General features: G+C 63.6%; 30 protein-coding genes. 26 read left to right on the forward strand and 4 right to left on the reverse strand.

The genetic code is table 11. The annotated features are described in order from the left end of the window. Positions 1–33: 33 nt before the first annotated feature. The 20 genes from rplN (at position 34) to dsbD (ending at position 11490) form a co-directional block, all read left to right on the forward strand. Positions 34–402: a 50S ribosomal protein L14 gene (gene rplN / locus MRS60_RS01555; protein ID WP_006482918.1), complete on the forward strand. Its 369-nt coding sequence runs from the start codon at positions 34–36 to the stop codon at positions 400–402. Between the two features lie 9 nt (positions 403–411). Further along, on the forward strand, positions 412–720 hold the full coding sequence (rplX, locus tag MRS60_RS01560) for a 50S ribosomal protein L24 (protein WP_006477187.1): 309 nt from the start codon (positions 412–414) through the stop codon (positions 718–720). Between the two features lie 16 nt (positions 721–736). Beyond that, positions 737–1276 (forward strand): 50S ribosomal protein L5, encoded by a 540-nt coding sequence (gene rplE, locus MRS60_RS01565; protein ID WP_006482882.1) that lies wholly within the window; start codon positions 737–739, stop codon positions 1274–1276. A 7-nt stretch (positions 1277–1283) separates the two neighbouring features. After that, positions 1284–1589 carry a 30S ribosomal protein S14 gene (gene rpsN, locus MRS60_RS01570; protein WP_006482884.1) on the forward strand — a complete coding sequence of 102 codons (306 nt, stop codon included), beginning with the start codon at positions 1284–1286 and terminating at the stop codon, positions 1587–1589. A 14-nt stretch (positions 1590–1603) separates the two neighbouring features. Continuing rightward, positions 1604–1999 carry a 30S ribosomal protein S8 gene (gene rpsH / locus MRS60_RS01575; protein WP_034183605.1) on the forward strand — a complete coding sequence of 132 codons (396 nt, stop codon included), beginning with the start codon at positions 1604–1606 and terminating at the stop codon, positions 1997–1999. A gap of 18 nt (positions 2000–2017) precedes the next feature. Further along, entirely contained in the window at positions 2018–2548 is a 531-nt protein-coding gene (gene rplF / locus MRS60_RS01580; protein ID WP_006758786.1) for a 50S ribosomal protein L6, read from the forward strand. A gap of 12 nt (positions 2549–2560) precedes the next feature. Beyond that, positions 2561–2926, forward strand: coding sequence for a 50S ribosomal protein L18 (gene rplR, locus MRS60_RS01585; RefSeq protein WP_006477183.1), 366 nt, complete (start codon positions 2561–2563; stop codon positions 2924–2926). Positions 2927–2940: 14 nt separating this feature from the next. Further along, positions 2941–3459: a 30S ribosomal protein S5 gene (gene rpsE, locus MRS60_RS01590; RefSeq protein ID WP_006482895.1), complete on the forward strand. Its 519-nt coding sequence runs from the start codon at positions 2941–2943 to the stop codon at positions 3457–3459. Positions 3460–3474: 15 nt separating this feature from the next. After that, complete coding sequence (gene rpmD / locus MRS60_RS01595) at positions 3475–3657, forward strand: 50S ribosomal protein L30 (RefSeq protein ID WP_006400644.1); 183 nt, start codon at positions 3475–3477, stop codon at positions 3655–3657. Between the two features lie 26 nt (positions 3658–3683). After that, positions 3684–4118, forward strand: a complete 435-nt coding sequence (gene rplO, locus MRS60_RS01600) for a 50S ribosomal protein L15 (protein WP_006482880.1) — start codon at positions 3684–3686, stop codon at positions 4116–4118. A gap of 42 nt (positions 4119–4160) precedes the next feature. Beyond that, positions 4161–5510: a preprotein translocase subunit SecY gene (secY, locus tag MRS60_RS01605; protein ID WP_006482915.1), complete on the forward strand. Its 1350-nt coding sequence runs from the start codon at positions 4161–4163 to the stop codon at positions 5508–5510. Positions 5511–5518: 8 nt separating this feature from the next. Further along, entirely contained in the window at positions 5519–5737 is a 219-nt protein-coding gene (gene infA, locus MRS60_RS01610) for a translation initiation factor IF-1 (RefSeq protein ID WP_004521905.1), read from the forward strand. A 20-nt stretch (positions 5738–5757) separates the two neighbouring features. After that, on the forward strand, positions 5758–5874 hold the full coding sequence (gene rpmJ / locus MRS60_RS01615; protein ID WP_004199844.1) for a 50S ribosomal protein L36: 117 nt from the start codon (positions 5758–5760) through the stop codon (positions 5872–5874). A gap of 38 nt (positions 5875–5912) precedes the next feature. Continuing rightward, entirely contained in the window at positions 5913–6278 is a 366-nt protein-coding gene (rpsM, locus tag MRS60_RS01620; RefSeq protein WP_034183606.1) for a 30S ribosomal protein S13, read from the forward strand. 28 nt (positions 6279–6306) lie between these two features. Continuing rightward, a complete protein-coding gene (rpsK, locus tag MRS60_RS01625) occupies positions 6307–6708 on the forward strand; it encodes a 30S ribosomal protein S11 (RefSeq protein ID WP_004197937.1) in 402 nt (133 codons plus the stop codon). Between the two features lie 154 nt (positions 6709–6862). Next, positions 6863–7486, forward strand: a complete 624-nt coding sequence (gene rpsD / locus MRS60_RS01630; RefSeq protein ID WP_006752934.1) for a 30S ribosomal protein S4 — start codon at positions 6863–6865, stop codon at positions 7484–7486. Positions 7487–7610: 124 nt separating this feature from the next. Then, a complete protein-coding gene (locus tag MRS60_RS01635) occupies positions 7611–8588 on the forward strand; it encodes a DNA-directed RNA polymerase subunit alpha (protein ID WP_006477176.1) in 978 nt (325 codons plus the stop codon). 137 nt (positions 8589–8725) lie between these two features. Further along, complete coding sequence (gene rplQ / locus MRS60_RS01640) at positions 8726–9121, forward strand: 50S ribosomal protein L17 (RefSeq protein WP_006477175.1); 396 nt, start codon at positions 8726–8728, stop codon at positions 9119–9121. 202 nt (positions 9122–9323) lie between these two features. Further along, on the forward strand, positions 9324–9650 hold the full coding sequence (gene cutA, locus MRS60_RS01645) for a divalent-cation tolerance protein CutA (protein WP_034183607.1): 327 nt from the start codon (positions 9324–9326) through the stop codon (positions 9648–9650). Continuing rightward, on the forward strand, positions 9643–11490 hold the full coding sequence (gene dsbD / locus MRS60_RS01650) for a protein-disulfide reductase DsbD (protein ID WP_243565124.1): 1848 nt from the start codon (positions 9643–9645) through the stop codon (positions 11488–11490). Before cutA ends, dsbD begins: the two co-directional genes overlap by 8 nt. 150 nt (positions 11491–11640) lie before the next feature. Here the strand turns inward: dsbD and hemB are convergent, their stop codons facing one another. Further along, on the reverse strand, positions 11641–12639 hold the full coding sequence (gene hemB / locus MRS60_RS01655) for a porphobilinogen synthase (RefSeq protein WP_034183609.1): 999 nt from the start codon (positions 12637–12639) through the stop codon (positions 11641–11643). A gap of 253 nt (positions 12640–12892) precedes the next feature. Next, positions 12893–13552 carry a ribosome biogenesis GTP-binding protein YihA/YsxC gene (yihA, locus tag MRS60_RS01660; RefSeq protein WP_034183610.1) on the reverse strand — a complete coding sequence of 220 codons (660 nt, stop codon included), beginning with the start codon at positions 13550–13552 and terminating at the stop codon, positions 12893–12895. A gap of 214 nt (positions 13553–13766) precedes the next feature. On the opposite strand from yihA, the gene MRS60_RS01665 reads away from it, so the two are divergent. The 5 genes from MRS60_RS01665 (at position 13767) to msrQ (ending at position 19910) form a co-directional block, all read left to right on the forward strand. Next, complete coding sequence (locus MRS60_RS01665; protein ID WP_243565589.1) at positions 13767–14420, forward strand: c-type cytochrome; 654 nt, start codon at positions 13767–13769, stop codon at positions 14418–14420. 216 nt (positions 14421–14636) lie between these two features. Then, positions 14637–16853, forward strand: coding sequence for a cytochrome c biogenesis protein ResB (locus tag MRS60_RS01670; RefSeq protein WP_243565125.1), 2217 nt, complete (start codon positions 14637–14639; stop codon positions 16851–16853). Positions 16854–16857: 4 nt separating this feature from the next. After that, positions 16858–18048 carry a c-type cytochrome biogenesis protein CcsB gene (ccsB, locus tag MRS60_RS01675; RefSeq protein WP_131947928.1) on the forward strand — a complete coding sequence of 397 codons (1191 nt, stop codon included), beginning with the start codon at positions 16858–16860 and terminating at the stop codon, positions 18046–18048. Between the two features lie 159 nt (positions 18049–18207). Beyond that, positions 18208–19203: a protein-methionine-sulfoxide reductase catalytic subunit MsrP gene (gene msrP, locus MRS60_RS01680; protein WP_243565126.1), complete on the forward strand. Its 996-nt coding sequence runs from the start codon at positions 18208–18210 to the stop codon at positions 19201–19203. Positions 19204–19223: 20 nt separating this feature from the next. Next, a complete protein-coding gene (gene msrQ / locus MRS60_RS01685; protein WP_034183614.1) occupies positions 19224–19910 on the forward strand; it encodes a protein-methionine-sulfoxide reductase heme-binding subunit MsrQ in 687 nt (228 codons plus the stop codon). An 81-nt stretch (positions 19911–19991) separates the two neighbouring features. On the opposite strand, the gene lptM is transcribed toward msrQ, so the two are convergent. After that, positions 19992–20270, reverse strand: coding sequence for an LPS translocon maturation chaperone LptM (gene lptM, locus MRS60_RS01690; RefSeq protein WP_243565127.1), 279 nt, complete (start codon positions 20268–20270; stop codon positions 19992–19994). Between the two features lie 36 nt (positions 20271–20306). On the opposite strand from lptM, the gene cyaY reads away from it, so the two are divergent. Next, positions 20307–20633 carry an iron donor protein CyaY gene (cyaY, locus tag MRS60_RS01695; RefSeq protein ID WP_034183616.1) on the forward strand — a complete coding sequence of 109 codons (327 nt, stop codon included), beginning with the start codon at positions 20307–20309 and terminating at the stop codon, positions 20631–20633. Between the two features lie 93 nt (positions 20634–20726). Here cyaY and MRS60_RS01700 read toward each other — a convergent pair whose 3' ends face one another. Continuing rightward, entirely contained in the window at positions 20727–23120 is a 2394-nt protein-coding gene (locus MRS60_RS01700; protein WP_105391648.1) for a penicillin-binding protein 1A, read from the reverse strand. Positions 23121–23254: the final 134 nt, after the last annotated feature.

Consider the following 23254-nt stretch of genomic DNA (forward strand, 5'->3'; position numbering starts at 1 on the left):
GGTGCATCCGGATTAAGTTGGGAAAGACAAACCATGATCCAGACCGAATCTCGGCTCGAAGTAGCCGACAACACGGGTGCACGTGAAGTCCTGTGCATCAAGGTGCTCGGCGGCTCGAAGCGTCGTTATGCCGGCATTGGCGACATCATCAAGGTGAGCGTCAAAGAGGCAACGCCGCGCGGGCGCGTGAAGAAAGGCGAAATTTACAACGCCGTGGTGGTCCGCACCGCCAAGGGTGTGCGCCGTCAAGACGGCTCGCTGATCAAGTTCGACGGCAACGCCGCTGTGCTTTTGAATAACAAGCTCGAGCCGATCGGCACCCGTATCTTCGGGCCGGTGACGCGTGAGCTGCGTAGCGAACGATTCATGAAGATCGTTTCGCTGGCGCCGGAAGTGCTGTAAGGAGTCGCGATGAACAAGATTCGCAAGGGTGACGAAGTGATCGTCGTTACCGGCAAGGACAAGGGCAAGCGCGGCGTCGTGCTGGCTGTCGGTGCTGAGCATGTGACGGTTGAAGGTATCAACCTCGTCAAGAAGCATGTGAAGCCGAACCCGATGAAGGGTACGACGGGCGGCGTGGAAGCGAAGACGATGCCCCTGCATATTTCGAACGTCGCACTGGTCGACGCGAATGGCAAGGCGTCGCGTGTTGGCATCAAGGTCGAGGAAGGCAAGAAGGTTCGCTTCCTGAAGACGACCGGTGCCGTACTGAGCGCCTGACGCAGCGGAGTAAAAAATGGCTCGTTTTCAAGAGTTTTACAAAGAAAAGGTTGTGCCCGGCCTGATCGAGAAGTTCGGTTACAAGTCGGTCATGGAAGTGCCGCGCATCACCAAGATCACGCTGAACATGGGTCTTGGCGAAGCGATCGCTGACAAGAAGATCATCGAGAACGCCGTTGGCGACCTCACGAAGATCGCTGGTCAGAAGCCGGTCGTGACGAAGGCGCGCAAGGCAATCGCAGGCTTCAAGATCCGCCAGGGTTATCCCATCGGCGCGATGGTGACGCTGCGTGGTCGTGCGATGTATGAATTCCTCGACCGTTTCGTGACCGTTGCCCTGCCCCGCGTGCGTGACTTCCGCGGCGTGTCGGGTCGTGCTTTCGATGGCCGTGGCAACTACAACATCGGTGTGAAAGAGCAGATCATTTTCCCCGAAATCGACTACGACAAGATCGACGCACTGCGTGGGCTGAACATCAGCATCACGACGACTGCGAAGACCGACGACGAAGCAAAGGCTCTGCTCGCCAGCTTCAAGTTCCCGTTCAGAAACTGAGGTTACCGTGGCTAAACTGGCACTGATCGAACGTGAAAAGAAGCGCGCCCGCCTGGTCGCGAAGTTCGCAGCAAAGCGCGAAGCGCTGAAGGCGATCGTCGAAGACCAAAGCAAGTCGGAAGAAGAGCGCTACGAAGCACGCCTGGAGCTGCAGCAACTGCCCCGCAACGCAAACCCGACCCGCCAGCGTAACCGCTGCGCGATCACGGGCCGTCCGCGTGGCACGTTCCGTAAATTCGGCCTCGCGCGTAACAAGATTCGTGAAATCGCATTCCGTGGCGAGATTCCTGGCCTGACCAAGGCGAGCTGGTAATAGGAGAAACGTAAATGAGCATGAGTGATCCTATCGCCGATATGCTGACTCGCATCCGCAACGCGCAGATGGTCGAGAAGGTATCGGTCGCGATGCCCTCGTCGAAGGTCAAGGTTGCAATCGCGCAAGTCCTGAAGGACGAAGGTTATATCGACGATTTCGCGGTGAAGGCTGAAGGCGCGAAGGCAGAACTGAACATCGCGCTGAAGTACTACGCTGGCCGTCCGGTCATCGAACGCCTCGAGCGCGTGTCGAAGCCTGGCCTGCGCGTCTACCGCGGTCGTAACGACATTCCGCAGGTCATGAATGGCCTCGGCGTGGCAATCGTGTCGACGCCGAAGGGCGTGATGACCGACCGCAAGGCGCGCGCTACCGGCGTCGGCGGCGAAGTCATCTGCTACGTCGCTTAAAGCCGAGGAGAGAGAAACATGTCTCGAGTAGGTAAGAGCCCGATCGCGCTGCAAGGCGCGGAAGTCAAGCTGGCCGACGGTGCAATCACCGTCAAGGGTCCGCTGGGCACCATCACGCAAGCGATCAATCCGCTCGTGAACGTGGCGAACAACGACGGCACGCTGAATCTGTCGCCGGTCGACGAAAGCCGCGAAGCAAATGCACTGTCGGGCACGATGCGCGCGATCATCGCGAATGCCGTGCACGGCGTGACCAAGGGTTTCGAGCGCAAGCTGACGCTGGTTGGCGTCGGTTACCGTGCGCAAGCGCAAGGCGACAAGCTGAACCTGTCGCTGGGTTTCTCGCACCCGGTGGTGCACCAGATGCCGGAAGGCGTCAAGGCTGAAACCCCGACGCAAACCGAAATCGTGATCAAGGGGATCAACAAGCAACAAGTCGGTCAAGTAGCTGCGGAAGTTCGCGGTTACCGTCCGCCGGAGCCCTACAAGGGCAAGGGCGTGCGCTATTCCGACGAGGTTGTGATCCTCAAAGAAACGAAGAAGAAGTAAGGGTGCGCAATCATGGATAAGACTCAATCTCGCCTGCGCCGCGCTCGCCAGACGCGTATCAAGATCGCTGAGCTGCAGGTCGCGCGTCTCGCCGTGCATCGCACGAACACGCACATCTACGCTCAAGTGTTCTCGCCCTGCGGCACCAAGGTGCTGGCCAGTGCGTCGACGCTCGAGGCAGAAGTGCGCGCCGAGCTCGCCGACAAGTCGGGCAAGGGCGGCAACGTTAACGCCGCGACGCTGATCGGCAAGCGTATTGCCGAGAAGGCAAAGGCCGCCGGCATCGAATCCGTCGCCTTCGACCGCTCGGGCTTCCGCTACCACGGCCGCGTTAAAGCGCTGGCTGAGGCCGCTCGCGAAGCTGGGCTCAAGTTCTAAGGAAGGAATTCGTCATGGCAAAGATGCAAGCGAAAGTTCAGGCTGACGAGCGCGACGACGGCCTTCGTGAAAAGATGATTTCGGTCAATCGCGTGACCAAGGTCGTGAAGGGTGGCCGTATTCTCGGCTTCGCCGCACTGACCGTGGTTGGCGATGGTGATGGCCGCATCGGTATGGGCAAGGGCAAGGCGAAGGAAGTGCCGGTCGCTGTCCAGAAGGCAATGGAACAAGCTCGCCGCAACATGTTCAAGGTGCCGCTCAAGAACGGCACGCTGCAGCACGAAGTGCACGGCAAGCACGGTGCATCGGCCGTCCTCCTCGCTCCGGCGAAGGCAGGTACGGGCGTGATCGCCGGCGGCCCGATGCGCGCAGTGTTCGACGTGATGGGCGTTCAGAACGTTGTGGCTAAGAGCCACGGTTCGACGAACCCGTACAACCTCGTTCGCGCCACGCTGGACGGCCTGCGCAAGCAGTCCACCCCGGCAGACATCGCGGCGAAGCGCGGCAAGTCCGTCGAAGAAATTTTGGGCTAAGCCCGGGTGGTCACCATGTCTGAAAAAACTGTCAAGGTTCAGCTCGTTAAGAGCCTGATCGGGACCCGCGAATCGCACCGCGCGACCGTGCGTGGCCTGGGCCTGCGCCGACTCAACTCGGTCAGCGAGCTGCAGGACACGCCGGCGGTCCGCGGCATGATCAACAAGGTCTCGTACCTCGTTAAGGTCATCGCGTAAGCGGCCCTACGGATCAAGGAGTTGATATGGAATTGAATAACCTGAAGCCGGCAGCTGGCGCCAAGCACGCCAAGCGTCGCGTCGGCCGTGGCATCGGTTCGGGCCTCGGCAAGACGGCTGGCCGTGGTCACAAGGGTCAGAAATCGCGTTCGGGCGGCTTCCACAAAGTCGGTTTCGAAGGCGGTCAGATGCCGCTGCAACGTCGTCTGCCGAAGCGCGGCTTCACGTCGCTGACGAAGGAATTCGTCGGTGAAGTGCGCCTGGGCGACCTCGAGAAGCTGCCGGTCGACGAGATCGATCTGCTCGCACTGAAGCAAGCCGGCCTGGTCGGCGAGCTGACGAAGAGCGCAAAGATCATCGCGACGGGTGAACTGAAGCGCAAGATCGTCGTGAAGGGTCTCGGTGCCACCAAGGGTGCGCGCGCTGCGATCGAAGCGGCTGGCGGTTCGTTCGCCGAGTGACACGCGTAGCGCGTCGTCACTTGCATTCATCGGAGAAGGTACTTGGCTAACAGCCCGAGTCTTGCAAAACCCGGTCGAAGCACGGCGAAATTCGGCGATCTGCGTCGGCGAGCGATGTTCCTGCTCCTGGCGCTGATCGTCTATCGCATCGGCGCGCACATTCCCGTGCCGGGCATCGATCCGGATCAACTGGCTAAGCTGTTCCAGAGCCAGGCGGGTGGCATCCTGGGCATGTTCAACATGTTCTCGGGTGGCGCACTTTCCCGCTTCACGATCTTTGCGCTGGGGATCATGCCGTACATTTCGGCGTCGATCATCATGCAGTTGCTGGCGATCGTCTCGCCGCAGCTCGAGGCGCTGAAGAAGGAAGGGCAGGCAGGGCAACGGAAGATCACGCAGTACACGCGGTATTTCACCGTGGTGCTCGCGACCTTCCAGGCGTTCGGTATCGCGGCTGCGCTGGAAAACCAGCCGGGCCTCGTCACCGATCCCGGCATGCTGTTCCGTCTGACGACGGTCGTGACGCTGGTTACCGGCACGATGTTCCTGATGTGGCTCGGCGAGCAGATTACCGAGCGTGGTCTGGGCAACGGTATCTCGATCATCATCTTCGGCGGGATCGCAGCAGGGTTCCCGAATGCCGTCGGTGGGCTGTTCGAGCTGGTGCGTACGGGTTCGATGAGCATCATTTCGGCGATCATCATCGTCGTTCTGATTGCCGCGGTGACTTACCTGGTCGTGTTCATCGAACGCGGTCAGCGGAAGATCCTCGTGAACTACGCGAAGCGCCAGGTCGGCAACAAGATCTACGGCGGGCAGTCGTCGCACCTGCCGCTGAAGCTGAACATGTCGGGCGTGATTCCGCCGATCTTCGCATCGTCGATCATCCTGTTCCCGGCAACGATTCTCGGCTGGTTCAGTACCGGTCAGCCGACGGGAAGCTGGATTTCCAATACGTTGCATAACGTTGCGGAAGCGCTGAAGCCGGGCCAGCCGGTCTATGTGCTGCTGTACACGCTGGCAATCGTGTTTTTCTGCTTCTTCTACACCGCACTGGTGTTCAACAGCAGGGAAACCGCGGACAACCTGAAGAAGAGCGGCGCGTTTGTTCCGGGCATCCGTCCGGGCGATCAGACCGCACGATATATCGACCGCATCCTCACGCGTCTGACGCTGGCCGGTGCGATCTACATCGTCTTCGTGTGTCTGCTGCCGGAATTCCTGGTGCTGCGCTGGAACGTGCCGTTTTATTTTGGTGGAACGTCGCTGCTGATCATTGTCGTCGTCACGATGGACTTTATGGCGCAGGTGCAGTCGTACGTTATGTCGCAACAGTATGAGTCGCTGCTCAAGAAGGCCAACTTCAAGGGCGGCAACATCCCAATGCGTTAATAAGGACTATGGCCAAAGACGATGTAATCCAGATGCAGGGTGAGGTGATCGAAAACCTCCCGAATGCGACCTTCCGTGTGAAGCTGGAAAACGGCCATGTCGTGTTGGGGCATATCTCCGGAAAGATGCGGATGCACTACATCCGCATTCTCCCGGGCGACAAGGTGACGGTTGAGTTGACGCCTTACGATCTGTCTCGTGCGCGGATCGTGTTCCGGGCGAAGTGATTTGAAAAAAGGGTATTATCATGAAAGTGATGGCATCGGTTAAGCGCATTTGCCGCAATTGCAAGATCATCAAGCGCAAAGGCGTCGTTCGCGTGATCTGCAGCTCGGATCCGCGCCACAAGCAGCGCCAAGGCTGACCGCGCGTTTGTTTGCGCTTTTTGTTTGAGGAAAAACAATGGCTCGTATCGCAGGGGTTAACATCCCGAATCACCAGCATACCGAGATTGGCCTGACGGCAATCTTCGGTGTCGGCCGCACGCGCTCGCGCAGCATCTGCGTGGCAGCTGGCGTGGAATTCTCGAAGAAGGTCAAGGACCTGACCGACGCAGATCTCGAAAAGCTGCGTGAAGAAGTGGGCAAGTTTGTCGTCGAAGGCGATCTGCGCCGTGAAGTGACGATGAACATCAAGCGCCTGATGGACCTCGGTTGCTACCGTGGCGTCCGTCATCGCAAGGGCCTGCCGATGCGCGGTCAGCGTACGCGTACGAACGCACGTACCCGTAAGGGTCCGCGTCGTGCAGCGCAAGCGCTGAAGAAGTAAGCGGAACTGACAGTTACAGGAAAACGTAATGGCTAAGGCTTCGAACACCGCGGCGCAACGCGTTCGCAAGAAGGTTAAGAAGAACGTCGCTGAAGGTGTGGTTCACGTCCACGCGTCGTTCAACAACACGATCATCACGATCACCGATCGCCAAGGCAACGCGCTGGCATGGGCGACGTCGGGCGGCCAGGGCTTCAAGGGCTCGCGCAAATCGACGCCGTTCGCTGCTCAGGTCGCAGCCGAGTCGGCTGGCCGCGTCGCGATGGAATATGGCGTGAAGAATCTGGAAGTGCGGATCAAGGGCCCGGGCCCGGGTCGCGAGTCGGCGGTGCGTGCACTGCATGGCCTCGGCATCAAGATCACCGCGATTTCGGACGTCACCCCGATTCCGCACAACGGCTGCCGCCCGCCGAAGCGTCGTCGTATCTAAGAATGTGCTGGCACGCACGTGCTAGCGCATTGCCTGTCGCCGCTCAGCGTCGACGGGCGTTGCTTTTTTGATTGACTAAGCCCACCGTTCGCCCCAAAGGGAGCGGACTAGCGCGGATTTCGATCCGCGTGACTGATTGATAAAGGAATGCAAAGTGGCACGTTATATCGGCCCCAAAGCCAAGCTGTCCCGCCGTGAAGGCACCGACCTGTTCCTGAAGAGCGCGCGCCGCTCGCTCGCCGACAAGTGCAAGCTCGACAGCAAGCCGGGTCAGCACGGCCGTACCTCGGGCGCACGTACGTCCGACTACGGTACGCAGCTGCGCGAAAAGCAGAAGGTCAAGCGTATCTACGGCGTGCTGGAGCGTCAGTTCCGCCGCTACTTCGCTGAAGCCGACCGCCGCAAGGGCAACACGGGTGAAAACCTGCTGCAACTGCTCGAGTCGCGCCTCGACAACGTCGTGTATCGCATGGGCTTCGGCTCGACCCGCGCTGAAGCGCGTCAGCTCGTGAGCCACAAGTCGATCACGGTGAACGGCGTCGTCGCGAACGTCCCGTCGCAGCAAGTGAAGGCGGGTGACATCGTCGCGATCCGCGAAAAGGCGAAGAAGCAGGCGCGTATCGTCGAAGCGCTGTCGCTGGCCGAGCAAGGCGGCATGCCGAGCTGGGTTGCAGTCGATGCGAAGAAGTTCGAAGGCACGTTCAAGCAAATGCCGGAACGCGCTGACATCGCAGGCGACATCAACGAAAGCCTGATCGTCGAATTGTATTCGCGTTAATCCGATTGACGGCCGAGGTACCCCGATTGCGTTGCGCAAGGAAGGGCCTCGGCTGTTTATTTTCTGGTTGTTACCGGTCAGCCTTATCGGTGTAACGAGCCGAGGGTATTGAAAAGGAAAGCCCATGCAAACCAGTTTGCTGAAACCCAAGATCATCGCCGTGGAATCGCTTGGCGAGAACCACGCGAGGGTGGTCATGGAGCCGTTCGAACGCGGTTACGGCCATACCTTGGGCAATGCGCTTCGCCGCGTGCTGCTGTCGTCGATGGTTGGCTACGCGCCGACCGAAGTCACGATCGCGGGCGTGGTGCACGAGTACTCGACGCTTGATGGCGTGCAAGAAGACGTCGTCAACCTGCTGCTGAACCTGAAGGGTGTGGTGTTCAAGCTGCATAACCGTGACGAAGTGACGGTTACGCTGCGCAAGGAAGGCGAAGGCGTCGTCACGGCCGGCGATATCGAGCTGGCTCACGATTGCGAAGTCATCAACCCGAATCACGTGATCGCGCACCTGTCGAAGGGCGGCAAGCTCGACGTTCAGATCAAGATCGAGAAGGGCCGCGGCTATGTGCCCGGCAACGTCCGTCGCTACGGCGAAGACACGGCCAAGATCATCGGCCGCATCGTCCTCGACGCATCGTTCTCGCCGGTTCGCCGCGTGAGCTACGCTGTCGAAAGCGCACGTGTCGAGCAGCGTACCGACCTCGACAAGCTCGTGATGAACATCGAGACGAGCGGCGTGATCACGCCGGAAGAAGCGATCCGTCAATCGGCCCGCATCCTGGTCGACCAGCTGTCCGTGTTCGCGGCACTGGAAGGCACGGAAACGGCTGCCGAGGCACCGTCGCGCGCACCGCAGATCGATCCGATCCTGCTGCGTCCGGTGGACGATCTCGAGCTGACGGTTCGTTCGGCGAACTGCCTGAAGGCCGAGAACATCTACTACATCGGCGATCTGATCCAGCGCACGGAAAACGAGCTGCTGAAGACGCCGAACCTCGGTCGCAAGTCGCTCAACGAGATCAAGGAAGTGCTCGCTTCGCGCGGTCTCACGCTGGGCATGAAGCTCGAGAACTGGCCGCCGGCTGGTCTCGACAAGTAAGCCCGGTTGTTGCTGCAGTTGGCAAAGATGCGGATTTTCCTTTAAAATCCGCATCTTGCTTTTTTCGTTACCGGCCCGTGCACCCTTTGAGGTGCGATAGAAGAGCTGGATCAAAACTTTGAATCAAGGAAACTGAAATGCGCCATCGTCATGGTCTGCGGAAACTGAACCGCACGAGCAGCCACCGTCTGGCTATGCTCCGTAACATGTCCAACTCGCTGATCGAGCACGAAGTCATCAAGACGACGCTGCCGAAGGCGAAGGAACTCCGTAAAGTCGTCGAGCCGCTGATCACGCTCGGCAAGAAGCCGTCGCTGGCAAACCGTCGCCTGGCGTTCAACCGCCTGCGCGATCGTGACTCGGTGGCGAAGCTGTTCGACGTGCTCGGTCCGCGTTTCGCGAACCGTCCGGGCGGCTACCTGCGCGTGCTGAAGTTCGGCTTCCGCGTCGGCGACAACGCACCGATGGCACTGGTCGAGCTGCTCGACCGTCCGGAAGTCGACGAAACGGAAAACGTGCAAGAAGCTGAATAAGCTTCCGGTACGCAGCAGTATCTGAAAGGGGCCGAGCGATTGCTTGGCCCTTTTTGTTTTTGAGACGCCGGCTGCGATCGATTGTCGCAGGCCGGCCCCGGCAGCGTTGCGCGGGCTGCGCTACGATACGGGGCAATCGGCGTAGTTCCCAGATGGGCAACCCGCGCCGGCAGGAGCCGGTAGACCAGCCAGGAGTGCACGGATGATAGTGGTGCTGATGCTGACGACGGTACCCGATGCGGCGACGGCAACTGCGCTCGCCGACGGTGCGCTCGACGCGCGGCTTGCCGCGTGCGTGTCGGAGCTCGGTGCGATCAAGTCGCGCTATCACTGGCAGGGCAAGGTCGAAACGGCCGACGAGATCCAGTTGTTGTTCAAGACGAGCCCCGTGCGGGCGCTCGAACTGGAGCGATTTATTCTTGCGCATCATCCGTACGAGACGCCCGAAATCGTCTCGTGGCAGGCGACGGCATCGGCCGCGTACGGCCAGTGGGTGACCAGCGAAACTCAACGTCTATTTCATGTTTAACGGTATGGCGCTTCCCGTGCGCGTGCGCGCGCTGCGGCTTCTTGCAGTCCTGTTGTCGTTCGCGCTCTTGCTGGGCGGGCTGTCCGTCGCGCGCGCGGCCGACGATTTCCTCGATCCGGCGGTCGCTTTCAAGTTCAGCGCGAGCGAATCGCCGGGACAGGTGGACGTCCGCTTCAAGGTCGCCAACGGTTATTACCTGTATCGCGAGCGGTTCGCGTTCGCGGTGAAGAGCGGGCAGGCGACGCTCGGCGAGCCCCAATTGCCGGCCGGCCATGTGAAGTTCGACCAGACGTTCCAGAAGGACGTCGAGACCTATCGTGACGAAGTCGTGGTGCACGTGCCGGTCAAGCAGGCGTCGGGGCCGTTCGAGCTCGCGGTGACGTCGCAGGGGTGCGCGGACGAAGGGATCTGCTATCCGCCGGCCGAGCACGTCGTGCAGGTCGACGGCGCCGCGCTGGGTGCAGCCGCATCGTCGTCCGGCGAAACGGCTGCCGCGGGCAACTGGCTCGACAAGGTCACGAGCGCCGATTTCGCGCAGTCGCTGCTCGAAGGGCACGGCTTCTTCACGATCGTCGCGCTGTACTTCGTCGCTGGCGTCGTGCTGAGCCTCCTGCCCTGTTCGTACCCGATGATTCCGATCGTGTCCGCGATCATCATCGGCCAGGGCACGCGCGCGACGCATGCGCGCGGCTTCGCGCTGTCGCTGACCTACGTGGTCGGCATGGCGCTGGTCTATACGGTGCTCGGCATCGCCGCGGCGCTGGTCGGCCAGAGTCTCGGCGCGTGGCTGCAGAACCCGTGGGTGCTCGGCGCGTTCGGCGTGCTGCTCACCGCATTCGCCGTATCGCTGATTTCGGGCAAGGACATCGCGCTGCCCGAGCGCTGGCAGAACGGCGCGGCCGGGGCATCCAGCGCGCGCCAGGGCGGCCATTTCGCCGCGGTTGCCGCGATGGGCGCATTGTCGGCGCTGGTCGTCGGCGCATGCATGACGGCGCCGCTGTTCGCGGTGCTCGCCTTCATCGCGCACACCGGCAATGCGCTGCTCGGCGGTGCGGCGCTGTTCGCGATGGGGCTGGGGCTCGGCGTGCCGCTGCTGGTCGTCGGCGTCGGTGCCGGGACGGTGCTGCCGCGTGCGGGCGCGTGGATGGATGGCGTGAAGGTGTTCTTCGGCATCGTGCTGCTCGCGGCCGCGCTGTGGATCGTGTGGCCCGTGCTTGCGGGCGGCCTGAAGATGGTGCTCGCCGCGTTGTGGCTGCTCATCGCGGCCGCGGCGCTCGGGTTGTTCACGCCGAATGCCGGCGCCGCGTCGATCTGGCGCCGCCTGGGTCGCGGCGTGGGCGCCGCGCTCGCGATCTGGGCGGCGACGCTGCTCGTCGGTCTGGCTGCAGGGTCGACCGATCCCGTCAAGCCGCTGGCCGTGCTTGCGGCTCGCACGGTTGCGTCGGGCGGTGCGGCGGCGGGCGCGGCAGCCGCGCAGGACGGGCCCGCGTTCGCATCGGTGCGCTCCAGTAGCGAGCTCGACGCGCTGCTGAAGACGTCGGGCCGGCCCGTGATGCTCGACTTCTACGCCGACTGGTGCGTGAGCTGCAAGGAGATGGAGCATCTGACGTTTACCGACGCGCGCGTGCAGGCGCGGCTCGCGAAGCTTCACCTCGTGCGCGCGGATGTCACCGCGAACAACCCGGATGACCAGGCGCTGCTCAAGCGCTTCAACCTGTTCGGACCGCCGGGCATCATCTTCTTCGACCGCAGCGGCAACGAAATCGGGCGCGTGGTCGGCTATCAGGCGGCCGAGACGTTCCTGCGCAGCCTCGATCGGGCTGCTGTCCCGACGGTATGACGCTGCCCACTGGGGGCGGCTGTGAACCGGGGTGCTCGCGCGGCATGAGCTGACGATTCGACGTCGGCTGGCAGGCGGCCTCGATCGGCGGCAAAAACGGCGGAACACCGAGGTGTCCCGCCGTTTTTCCTTACGCCTGCCGGCGCGCGATCAGCGTTGCGCTTTCAGCAGACGCGCGGCGTCGAGCGCGAAGTACGTGAGCACGCCGTCTGCGCCCGCGCGCTTGAACGCGAGCAGCGACTCGAGCACGACCTTGTCGTGGTCGAGCCAGCCGTTCATCGCGGCAGCCTTCAGCATCGCGTATTCGCCGCTCACCTGGTACACGTAGGTCGGGAAGCGGAACTCGTCCTTCACGCGACGCACGATGTCGAGGTACGGCATGCCGGGCTTGACCATCACCATGTCGGCGCCTTCGTCGATGTCGAGGCGCACTTCGCGCAGCGCTTCGTCACTGTTCGCCGGATCCATCTGGTAGGTCATCTTGTTGCCCTTGCCCAGGTTGGATGCCGAGCCGACCGCGTCGCGGAACGGGCCGTAGAACGCCGACGCGAACTTGGCCGAGTAGGCCATGATGCGCGTATGGATATGGCCGTCGCTTTCCAGCATCTCGCGGACCGCGCCGATGCGGCCGTCCATCATGTCCGACGGCGCGACGATGTCGACGCCTGCTTCGGCCTGCGCACGCGCCTGGTCGACCAGGATCTCGATCGTGTCGTCGTTGATCACGTAGCCGTTCTCGTCGAGCACGCCGTCCTGGCCGTGGCTCGTGTACGGATCGAGTGCGACGTCGGTCAGCACGCCGAGCTCGGGGAAGCGCTTCTTCAGCTCGCGCACCGCACGCGGGATCAGGCCTTCCGGATTGGCTGCCTCGCGGCCGTCAGGCGTTTTCAGCGACGGCTCGATGGCCGGGAACAGCGACAGCACGGGCACGCCGAGTTCGACGCATTGCTCGGCGACGTGCATCAGCAGATCGACGGACACGCGCTCGACGCCGGGCATCGACGGCACCGGCTGCCGTTCGTTGGTGCCGTCGACGACGAACACCGGATAGATCAGGTCGTCGGTGGTCAGGCGGTTTTCGCGCATCAGGCGCCGGGAGAAGTCGTCGCGGCGCATCCGGCGCGGACGATGAAGCGGATGGAAGCTCATGTCGATTGGGCAGAAATCAGGGCAGTAAGGACCTTACGGAACCCTTAGGTCATTTTCGGGAGCGTTGGTATATGATAGCGATCGAGCGGCACGCGTCGCGTGCAACTCCCCGCTTCTCCTCCCTGAGCGGGTGCCTGTCGTTTTTCGATTAGGCTGTTTGACCCGCCGTTAAACGGCGGGTTTTTTTATGAGCCGGCCGAATCCGCAGGCGCCGTCAGGTGCGCGCCGCCGATCCCGGCCGCGCGTTGCCCGATCATTGTGCTACAGGCTCGCTTTTTTCGTCGGCGACGGACGGCCGCACCCAGCTCTCGATCAGCTCATGCGCCTCGTCGAGCCCCGTGCGCTTCAGCGCGGAGAACAGCTGGACCGTCAGCTTGCCCTGGACGCCCTGGTCGCGATACGCATCCAGCCCCTTTTGCGTGGTCCGCAGCGCATTGATGCTTTCCTGCCGCGTCAATTTGTCGCACTTCGTCAGCAGCGTGTGGATCGGCTTGCCGGTCGGCGTGAACCACTCGATCATGCGGCGATCGAGATCGGTCAGCGGACGGCGCGAATCCATCATCAGGATCAGGCCGCAGAGCTGCGAGCGGGTCGCGAGGTAGGACGACAGCAGCATTTCCCAGTGCGCCTTCGCGGCGCCCGGCACTTCCGCGTAGCCGTAGCCGGGCAGGTCGACGAGGTTCGCGACGGGCTCGGCGGCCGGGCCGACGGAGAAGTAGTTGATATGCTGCGTGCGGCCGGGCGTCTTCGATGCGAAGGCCAGCCGCTTCTGGTTGCACAGCACGTTGATCGCCGTCGACTTGCCGGCGTTCGAGCGGCCCGCGAACGCGATTTCCGGCTGTACCGTCGGCGGCAGGTCGCGCAGATGGTTGACGGTCGTGTAGAAGCGGGCTTGATGGAGCAGAAAGGCCATGGGAACCGGAAGGACGGGCGGCGCGAGCCGCTTGGTGGAGGCGGGGTAGCCCCGATAGGCGCGGGAGCTTTCAACACGATATTGTACAATACGGCGGTTTTACCGAAGGCCACCGGGCGCCTGCCTCGCGCTTTTATGTGGCTTCTGCGGTAGACTGGTCGCCGTCGTTTTTTGCAGAACCTCAAATTCCCACAAGACGAAACAGGGTGTGCGAATGAATCGACTGTGCAAGTCTCTGATGGTGCTTCAGGTTGCAGCAGGGTTCGTAGGTATCGTAGCGGAGGCAAACGCGGCGGATGCGGCAAAGCCGGATCTCGACCGCGGCAAGGCGATTGCCGGGCAGGTCTGCGCGTCGTGTCACGGCGCCGACGGCAATAGCGCGTCGGGCAGTTTCCCGAAGCTTGCCGGCCAGCATCCCGAGTATCTGGTCAAGCAGTTGAACGACTTCAAGACGCAGCCGGGCGCGAAGGGGCCGGTGCGTACCAACGCGGTGATGGTCGGATTCGCGAGTGCGCTGAGCGCGGACGACATGCGCAACGTCGCCGCGTACTACGGGTCGCAGACGACGAAGCTCGGTACCGCACGCGATGCGGCGACCGTGCCGATCGGCCAGAAGATCTATCGCGGCGGCATCGCGGAGAAGGGCGTGCCCGCCTGCGCGAGCTGCCACGGGCCGACCGGGCAGGGGCTTCCGGTCCAGTACCCGCGTCTGTCGGGGCAGTGGGCCGATTACACGGTCGCGCAGTTGACCGCGTTCCAGCAGGGAGTTGGCGCGCGCAACAACAACGACGCGATGCATCAGATCGCGACGCGCCTGTCGGACAACGAGATCAAGGCCGTCTCGGATTACATCGCGGGCCTGCGTTGAGCGGCCGGTCGCGAATGGAATGACCGGGCGCCCGAAGGGCGTCCGGAGTCAGAACAAGAAAAGGGTGGGGCGCCGCACCGTTGCGGTTGCCTCGCCCTTTTTTGTCAGCACTCGCCGGGCCAAGCCGGGATGAAGAGGCTTGCAGGCGATGGGGGGCTGCGCCCCCCAGGCGAACACAGTGAGCGTGGGGGCTGTTTCCCCTTAGTCGGAGTTTGAATGAGCGTTACCACGTCGGGGTTGCAGTCGAAGTCGGGTCAGGGTGCGTCGAAGCGCGCGGTCGAGCTACTGAGCTCGATGCGTTTCGCGATCGCGCTGCTGGTGGTGCTGTCGATCGCGAGCATCGTCGGCACGGTCCTGACCCAGGACGATCCGTATCCGAATTACGTGAACCAGTTCGGGCCGTTCTGGGCGGACATCTTCCGCTCGCTCGGCCTGTACAACGTGTACAGCGCGTGGTGGTTCATGCTGATCCTGATCTTCCTCGTCACGTCGATCTCGCTGTGCGTGATCCGCAACGCGCCGAAGATGCTCGCCGATGCGAAGAGCTGGAAGGACAAGGTCCGCGAAGGCAGCCTGCGCGCGTTCCACCACAAGGCCGAGTACACGGCTTCCGGCACGCGCGCGACCGTTGCGGCGACACTCGCCACGTTCGTCACCAAGGCCGGCTACAAGCACGTCGTGCGTGAAACCGACGGCGCGACGCTGATCTCCGCGAAGCGCGGTGCGATGACCAAGTGGGGCTATATCTCCGCGCACCTCGCGATCGTCGTGATCTGTATCGGCGGCCTGCTCGACAGCAACCTGCCGATCAAATTCCAGATGTGGATGTTCGGCAAGAGCCCGGTCAACACGAGCGCGACGATCAGCGAGATCTCGCCCGACCATCGCCTGTCCGCGTCGAACCCGACGTTCCGCGGTTATGCGTGGGTGCCCGAGGGCCAGTTCGTGTCGACCGCGATCCTGAACCAGCCGAGCGGCTCGCTGATCCAGGACCTGCCGTTCTCGATCCAGCTCAACAAGTTCATCGTCGACTACTACACGACCGGCATGCCGAAGCTGTTCGCGAGCGACATCGTCGTGATCGATCGCGAGACCGGCCGGAAGATCCCGGCGCGCGTCGAGGTCAACAAGCCGTTCACGTACAAGGGCGTGTCGATCTACCAGTCGAGCTTCCAGGACGGCGGCTCGCAGATGCAGATGACGGCCTACCCGATGACGGGCGGCAATGCGAAGACCTTCCCCGTGCAGGGCACGATCGGCAGTTCGGCGCCGCTGCAGATGCCGGGCGCCGACGGCGATACGATCGAGTTCTCCGATTTCCGCGCGATCAACGTCGAGAACATGATCGACGCGAACGGCAAGCCGGACGTGCGCGGCGTCGCGAAGACGGCGTCGCTGAAGGAGGCGTTCGACGAACGGCTCGGCTCCGGCGCGAAGACGTCGAAGCCGGTGCAGCTCCACAACATCGGCCCGTCCGTGCAGTACAAGATCCGCGGCAAGGACGGCCAGGCGCGCGAATTCAACAACTACATGTTGCCCGTCGACATGAACGGCGTGCGCGTGTTCCTCGCCGGCGTGCGCGCGAGCCCGAACGACCCATTCCGCTACATGCGGATTCCGGCCGACAGCCAGGATTCGATCGGCGAATGGATGCACCTGCGCGCCGCGCTCGAAGATCCGGCCGTGCGCGCCGAAGCCGCCGCGCGCTTCGCGCAGCGTTCGCTGCCGGGCACCGACGCATCGCTGCGCGGCCGCCTGCAGGACAGCGCAGCGAAGGTGCTGACCCTGTTTGCCGCCAGCGACGACAGCGTCGGCCGCGGCGCCGACGGCCAGCCGATCGGCGGCTTCCAGGCCGTGGCGACGTTCATCGAACGCTCGGTGCCGAAGGCCGAGCAGGAGAAGGCCGCGAGCCTGCTGCTGCGGATGCTCGAGGGCTCGATGTGGGAGGTGTGGCAGATCGCGCGCGAGCGGGCCGGCGAGCCGTCCGCCCAGCAGGGCACCGACACGATCCGATTCGTGCAGAACGCGATCAATGCGCTATCCGACAGCTTTCTGTATGGATCGCCCGTCTATCTGCAGCTAGACTCATTCAAGCAGGTGCAAGCTTCGGTATTTCAGCTGACGCGCGCACCCGGCAAGAATCTGGTGTATCTTGGCAGCCTGCTGCTGGTCGCCGGCATCTTCTCGATGTTCTACGTGCGCGAACGGCGCCTCTGGTTCTGGCTCAAGGATGCCGGCCCGGGTGTCGAGGTGGTGATGGCGATGTCCACGGCCCGCAAGACCTTCGATTTCGAGAAAGAATTCGTGCAGACGCGCGACGCGGCCGGCGTCGCCTTGCGCGCCGCACCTCGCGACGCCGCGCCCGCCGGTGCGGCATCGACGGCCCGCCCGCCTGCCGGCGGCGGTTCCGATTCCGAGAATTCCACCCGGTAACATCATGGATCTCACGCAAGTTTCCTCTTCCCCCCGGGCGTCGGCCCAGGCCCCGGTTTCGGCGCCGCTGTTCGACGACCGTCCGTTTCTCGCGCGCCTGTCGCTGATCGACTGGCTGTTCGCACTGGCGCTCGTGGCGGGAGCGGGTTATGCGCTCGTGCACTACAACGCGCACATGGATTACTACGACAAGGCGGTGATGCTCGGCACCGTGCCGGCGCTCGTCGCGCTCGGCTGGCGCTGGAAGCCCGCGCGGCTGATGATGGCGTCGATCGCCGTGCTGTCGCTGCTGTCGATCCAGATCTACCAGGGCGATCTCGCGCGCGCCGATTCGGCGTTCTTCCTCAAGTACTTCCTGTCGAGCCAGTCGGCGATCCTGTGGATGAGCGCGTTGTTCGTGCTCGCGACGATCTTCTACTGGATCGGCTTGCTCGCGCGCTCGGAAACGGGCGCCGCGATCGGCCAGAAGCTCACGTGGGTCGCCGTGCTGATGGGCTTCACGGGGCTGATGGTGCGCTGGTACGAGTCCTACCTGATCGGCGCCGACGTCGGGCATATCCCCGTATCGAACCTCTACGAAGTGTTCGTCCTGTTCAGCCTGATCACCGCGCTGCTCTACCTGTATTACGAAGGCCACTACGGCACGCGTTCACTCGGCGCGTTCGTGCTGCTGGTCATCAGCGCGGCGGTCGGCTTCCTGATGTGGTACTCGGTCGCGCGCGATGCGCAGCAGATCCAGCCGCTCGTGCCTGCGCTGCAGAGCTGGTGGATGAAGATCCACGTGCCGGCGAACTTCATCGGCTACGGCAGCTTCGCGCTGTCGGCGATGGTGTCGGTCGCGTACCTGATGAAGGAGCGCGGCGTGCTCGCCGATCGCCTGCCGACGCTCGAAGTGCTCGACGACGTGATGTACAAGTCGATCGCGGTCGGTTTCGCGTTCTTCACGATCGCGACGATCCTCGGCGCGCTGTGGGCGGCCGAGGCATGGGGCGGCTACTGGAGCTGGGACCCGAAGGAAACCTGGGCGCTGATCGTGTGGCTCAACTACGCGGCGTGGCTGCACATGCGGCTGATGAAGGGCCTGCGCGGCGCGGTTGCCGCGTGGTGGGCACTCACGGGCCTGCTCGTGACGACGTTTGCATTCCTCGGCGTCAACATGTTCCTGTCCGGGCTGCACAGCTACGGCAAGCTGTAAGATTTCGGCCGCTCGTCCGACTACAAGACCGCCGGTGCACTGCGTGCCCGGCGGTTTTCTTTTGTAACGGGTGGGCGATCCGGGCGTCGAACGGCGCATGACGGGCCGGGTCGAACGCTGATGAAGCGTGCGCGCGGCGCATGCAGGAGGAGCAGCACGATGTGGATCAAACGCCCTTTGCGGAACGTACTGACCGGCGGTGATATTGCGCACAGCGAGATCACGCCGCGCGCGGTGTTCGAGAACCGGCGGCGCGTCTTGCAGGCGGCCGGTCTCGCGGCGGCGGGCGGGCTGCTCGGCGGCAGCGGCGCGGCATTTGCCGCGTATGCGTCGCCCGACGCGCGGGCGGCGAAGCTCGCGGCGAAAACGAACCCGAAGTTCGTCGCGGCCGACAAGGTGACGCCGTTCAAGGACATCACGTCCTACAACAACTTCTACGAATTCGGCACCGACAAGAGCGACCCGGCGCAGAACGCCGGCACGCTGCGGCCGCGCCCGTGGCGCGTGAGCGTCGAGGGCGAGGTGCTGCACCCGAAGGTGTTCGATCTCGACGAGCTGCTGAAGCTCGCACCGCTCGAGGAGCGCGTGTACCGGCTGCGCTGCGTCGAAGGCTGGTCGATGGTGATCCCGTGGATCGGCGTGCCGCTGTCCGAGCTGATCAAGCGTGTACAGCCGACCGGCAATGCGAAATACGTGCAGTTCATCACGCTGGCCGATCCGTCGCAGATGCCGGGCCTCTCGACACCCGTGCTCGACTGGCCGTATTCGGAAGGGCTGCGAATGGACGAGGCGATGAATCCGCTGACGCTGCTGACGATGGGTGTCTACGGGCAGGTGCTGCCGAACCAGAACGGCGCGCCGGTGCGAATCGTCGTGCCGTGGAAGTACGGCTTCAAGAGCGCGAAGTCGCTCGTGAAGATCCGCTTCGTCGACCAGCAGCCGAAGACGAGCTGGAACACGTACGCAGCGAACGAATATGGCTTTTATTCGAACGTGAATCCGAACGTCGATCATCCGCGCTGGAGCCAGGCGACCGAGCGGCGCATCGGCGAGGACGGCTTCTTCACGCCGAAGCGCAAGACGCTGATGTTCAACGGCTACGGCGATCTGGTCGCGTCGATGTATCAGGGCATGGACCTGAAAAAGAACTTCTGAGCGCGACGGTGAGAAACGACATGCCTCCTTCGACGCTGACGCCCGCGCGCGCAGCCGGCACCGGATCGACCGCACGCGCGACCCGGGCCGGTGCGATTCGTACCGGCGCGCCGCGCTGGCTCGTGCCGGCCAAGGTGCTGGTTTTCGCGGCCGGCCTCTATCCGCTTGCGCGTCTCGTGCTGTTCGGGCTGACCGACCGGCTCGGCGCGAACCCGATCGAATTCATCACGCGTTCGACCGGCCTGTGGACGCTCGTGATGCTTTGCATCACGCTGGCCGTCACGCCGCTCCGGCGCATGACGGGCTTCGCGACGCTGCTGCGCTTTCGCCGGATGATCGGGCTGTTCGCGTTCTTTTACGCGACGCTGCACTTCACGACCTACCTGTGGTTCGACAAGTGGTTCGATGTCGTCGCGATCCTGAAGGACGTCGGCAAGCGCCCGTTCATCACGGTCGGCTTTGCCGCGTTCGTGCTGCTGATCCCGCTCGCCGCGACGTCGCCGCGTTCGATGGTGCGCCGGCTCGGCCGCCACTGGGCGACGCTGCACGGCGCGATCTACGCGATCGCGCTGTTCGGCGTGCTGCACTTCTGGTGGATGAGGGCCGGCAAGCACGATCTCGCGCAGCCGAAGCTTTACGCGGCGATCGTCGCCGTGCTGCTCGGCTGGCGGCTGGCCGCATGGGGATGGCGGCGCGTGCGCGCGTGACGGCACGGCCTGCAAAAACAAAAGGCGATGACCGGGAAGTCATCGCCTTGTTTCGCGATCTGCGCGGACGCCGTCGCGTCGTTACTGCGCGACGGCCGAGCCTGACGCCGGCGCGGGCATTTTCGATGCGCCGCTCGACAGTTCGGGCGTCAGCGTGAGCGGCGTGCCGGACGAATCGGGCACACTGTCGGATGACGCGTTTTCATCGGTCGGCTTCACGTCCGACGGCGGGGTGTCCTGCTGCTGGATCGGCTTGGGCAGCGGAGGCACGGTAGGCAGATAGAGCGGGCCGCTTTGACCGCAGCCGGCAAGAATCGCCAAAGCCGCTACAATCGCGCTCATCCGGAAAACGACTCGCATGATCGTCCCTGAACAATTGAACCGATAGAGTTTAGCATGTCCGATACCGAATACCTGACCCGTGCCGAGGCCGTGCTGACGGCCGTCGAGCGTACCGTCGACACCGCGAACGACGGCGACCACGACATCGATCTGGAGCGCAACGGCAGCGTCCTGACGCTGACGTTCGAGAATGGCTCGAAGATCATCGTCAACCTGCAGCCGCCGATGAAGGAAGTGTGGATCGCCGCGAAGGCGGGCGGATTCCACTACCGTTTCATCGACGGCGAATGGCGCGATACGCGCACCGGCACCGAGTTCTACGCGGCGCTCACCGAATACGCGACGCAGCAGGCCGGCCTGCCGATCACGTTCAGCGCGTGACGGCCGGGGCGCCGGGCCCCGAACGTCGTACCAAAAGAAAAAGCGCCCCGCGGTTCATTCACGGGGCGCTTTTTTCATGTCCGGGGCCGCGGGTCAGTGGCCGCGGAACAGGTTCATGATGTCCTGCTTTTCCTGCTCGTCGACGTGCGGCGCCGGCGCCGCTTCGTCGACGTTCTGCGCGGCCGGCGCCTGCGGCACACCGACCGTCGACACGAAACCGTGCCCCGGCGTGAAGTCGGTGAAGTACAGCTCGCTGCCGAGCGACTCGACGCCGTCCGGCACCGTCGGCTTGAACTCCGGCACGCCCTTCAGCGCCGCGCCCATGTAGTCGATCCAGACGGGCAGCGACAGGCCACCGCCGGTTTCGCGATCGCCGAGGCTGCGCGGGTTATCGTAGCCGATCCACGCGATCGCGGCGAGCGTGTGCTGGTAGCCGGCGAACCACGCGTCGTGCGAATCGTTCGTCGTGCCGGTCTTGCCCGCGAGGTCGGTGCGCTTCAGGACGTTGGTCCGCGCGCCCGTGCCGCGCTGCGCGACGCTCTGCAGCAGGCTGTTCATCACGTATGCGTTGCGCGCGTCGATCGCGCGCGGCGCGTTCTGCTCGGCGACGAGCGGCTGCGCGCGTGCGACGATCGCGCCGTTCGGATCGGTGACTTCGGCGATCAGGTACGGATTGACGCGGTAGCCGCCGTTCGCGAAGACCGAGTACGCACCGGCCATCTGCAGCGGCGTGACCTGGCCCGCGCCGAGCGCCATCGGCAGGTAGGCCGGATGGCGCTCGGCGTCGAAGCCGAAGCGCGTGATGTACTGCTGCGCGTACTTCGTGCCGATGTGGTTCAGGATCCGGATCGACACGAGGTTGCGCGAGCGCTGCAGCGCGGTGCGCATCGACATCGGGCCTTCGAAGCCGCCGCCGTAGTTCTTCGGCTCCCACGGCTGGCCGCCCGTTTCGGCGGCGCTGAAATACAGCGGGCCGTCGTTGATCACGGTTGCCGGCCCGAGGCCCTTGTCGAGCGACGCCGAGTAGATGAACGGCTTGAACGACGAACCCGGCTGCCGCCACGCCTGCGTGACGTGGTTGAACTTGTTCTTGTTGTAGTCGAAGCCGCCGACGAGCGAGCGGATCGCGCCGTCCTGCGGGATGATCGACAGGAACGCGCCTTCGACCTGCGGCAACTGCGTGATCGACCATTTGCCGGCGTCGTTCTTCACGACGCGGACGATCGCACCGGGGCGGATGCGGCGGTTCGGCTGCGCGTTGGTCGACAGCGCGCCCGACGCGAAGCGCAGGTTGTCGCCTTCGATCGTCGCCGTGCTGCCGTCGATGAACGCGACCGTGATCTGGCGCGGGCTCGCGGCCGTGACGACCGCGGCAATCAGTTCGCCGTTGTCGGGGTGCTCGAGCAGCGCGTCGTCGATCGCCTGTTCGCGGTCGTCCGCACCGGCCGGCAGCTCGATGAAGCCTTCCGGCCCGCGATAGCCGTGCCGGCGCTCGTAATCCATGATGCCCTTGCGCAGCGCGGTGTACGCGACCTGCTGGTCCGCGGAATCGATCGTCGTGACGACGTTGAAGCCGCGCGTGTAGGTTTCCTCGCGGTACTGCGCGTACATCATCTGTCTGACCATTTCCGCGACGTACTCGGCGTGCACGCTGAAATCGCGGCCCGGGCCCTTGACGACGAGCGGCTGCGCGACGGCCTCGTCGTACTGCTCGCGCGTGATGAAGTTCAGCTCGAGCATCCGCTGCAGGATGTATTCCTGGCGTACCTTCGCGCGCTTCGGGTTCACGACCGGGTTATACGCGGACGGCGCCTTCGGCAGCCCCGCGAGCATCGCCGCCTCCGCGAGCGTGATGTCCTTCAGGTCCTTGCCGAAATAGACCCGCGCGGCGCTCGCGAAGCCGTACGCGCGCTGGCCGAGATAGATCTGATTCATGTAGACCTCGAGAATCTGATCCTTCGTCAGCGCGCGCTCGATTCGGTACGCGAGCAGCATCTCGTAGATCTTGCGCGTGTAGGTCTTCTCGCTCGACAGGAAGAAGTTGCGCGCGACCTGCATCGTGATCGTGCTCGCGCCCTGCGATGCATGGCCGTTCGTCAGCGCGACGAAGCCGGCGCGGATGATGCCGGTGAGGTCGACGCCGCCGTGATCGTAGAAGCGTGCGTCCTCGATCGCGAGGATCGCCTTCTTCAGCGAGTCGGGCACGTCCTTGAAATGGACGACGTCGCGGCGCTCTTCGCCGAATTCGCCGATCAGCACGTGATCGGACGTATAGATGCGCAGCGGCACTTTCGGGCGATAGTCGGTCAGCGCGTCGAGCGACGGCATGTTCGGCCACGCGACGACGAGCGCGTAGCCGAGCACGAGGCCGCCGGCCACGACGAGGGCCACGCACATCGCGGCGAAGCCGAGCAGGACTTTTTGCCACCAGGGACGCTTCTTCGGCTCCGGGGCGGGAGGCGGGGACGTAGGAGTCGTGGATTGCATAGGCATACCGGAAAACAGTCTCGCGATTATAGCTGCCCGGTAAGACCGGTCCTGACACGGGGGCTGCCCGCCGAAAAGCCGCGGGTTGCCGTGTCTTCAGCATAGCCCGCGCGCGGCCCTTTCGAGCCGATGCT

Source organism: Burkholderia pyrrocinia, from assembly GCF_022809715.1.
GTDB lineage: Bacteria > Pseudomonadota > Gammaproteobacteria > Burkholderiales > Burkholderiaceae > Burkholderia > Burkholderia pyrrocinia_C.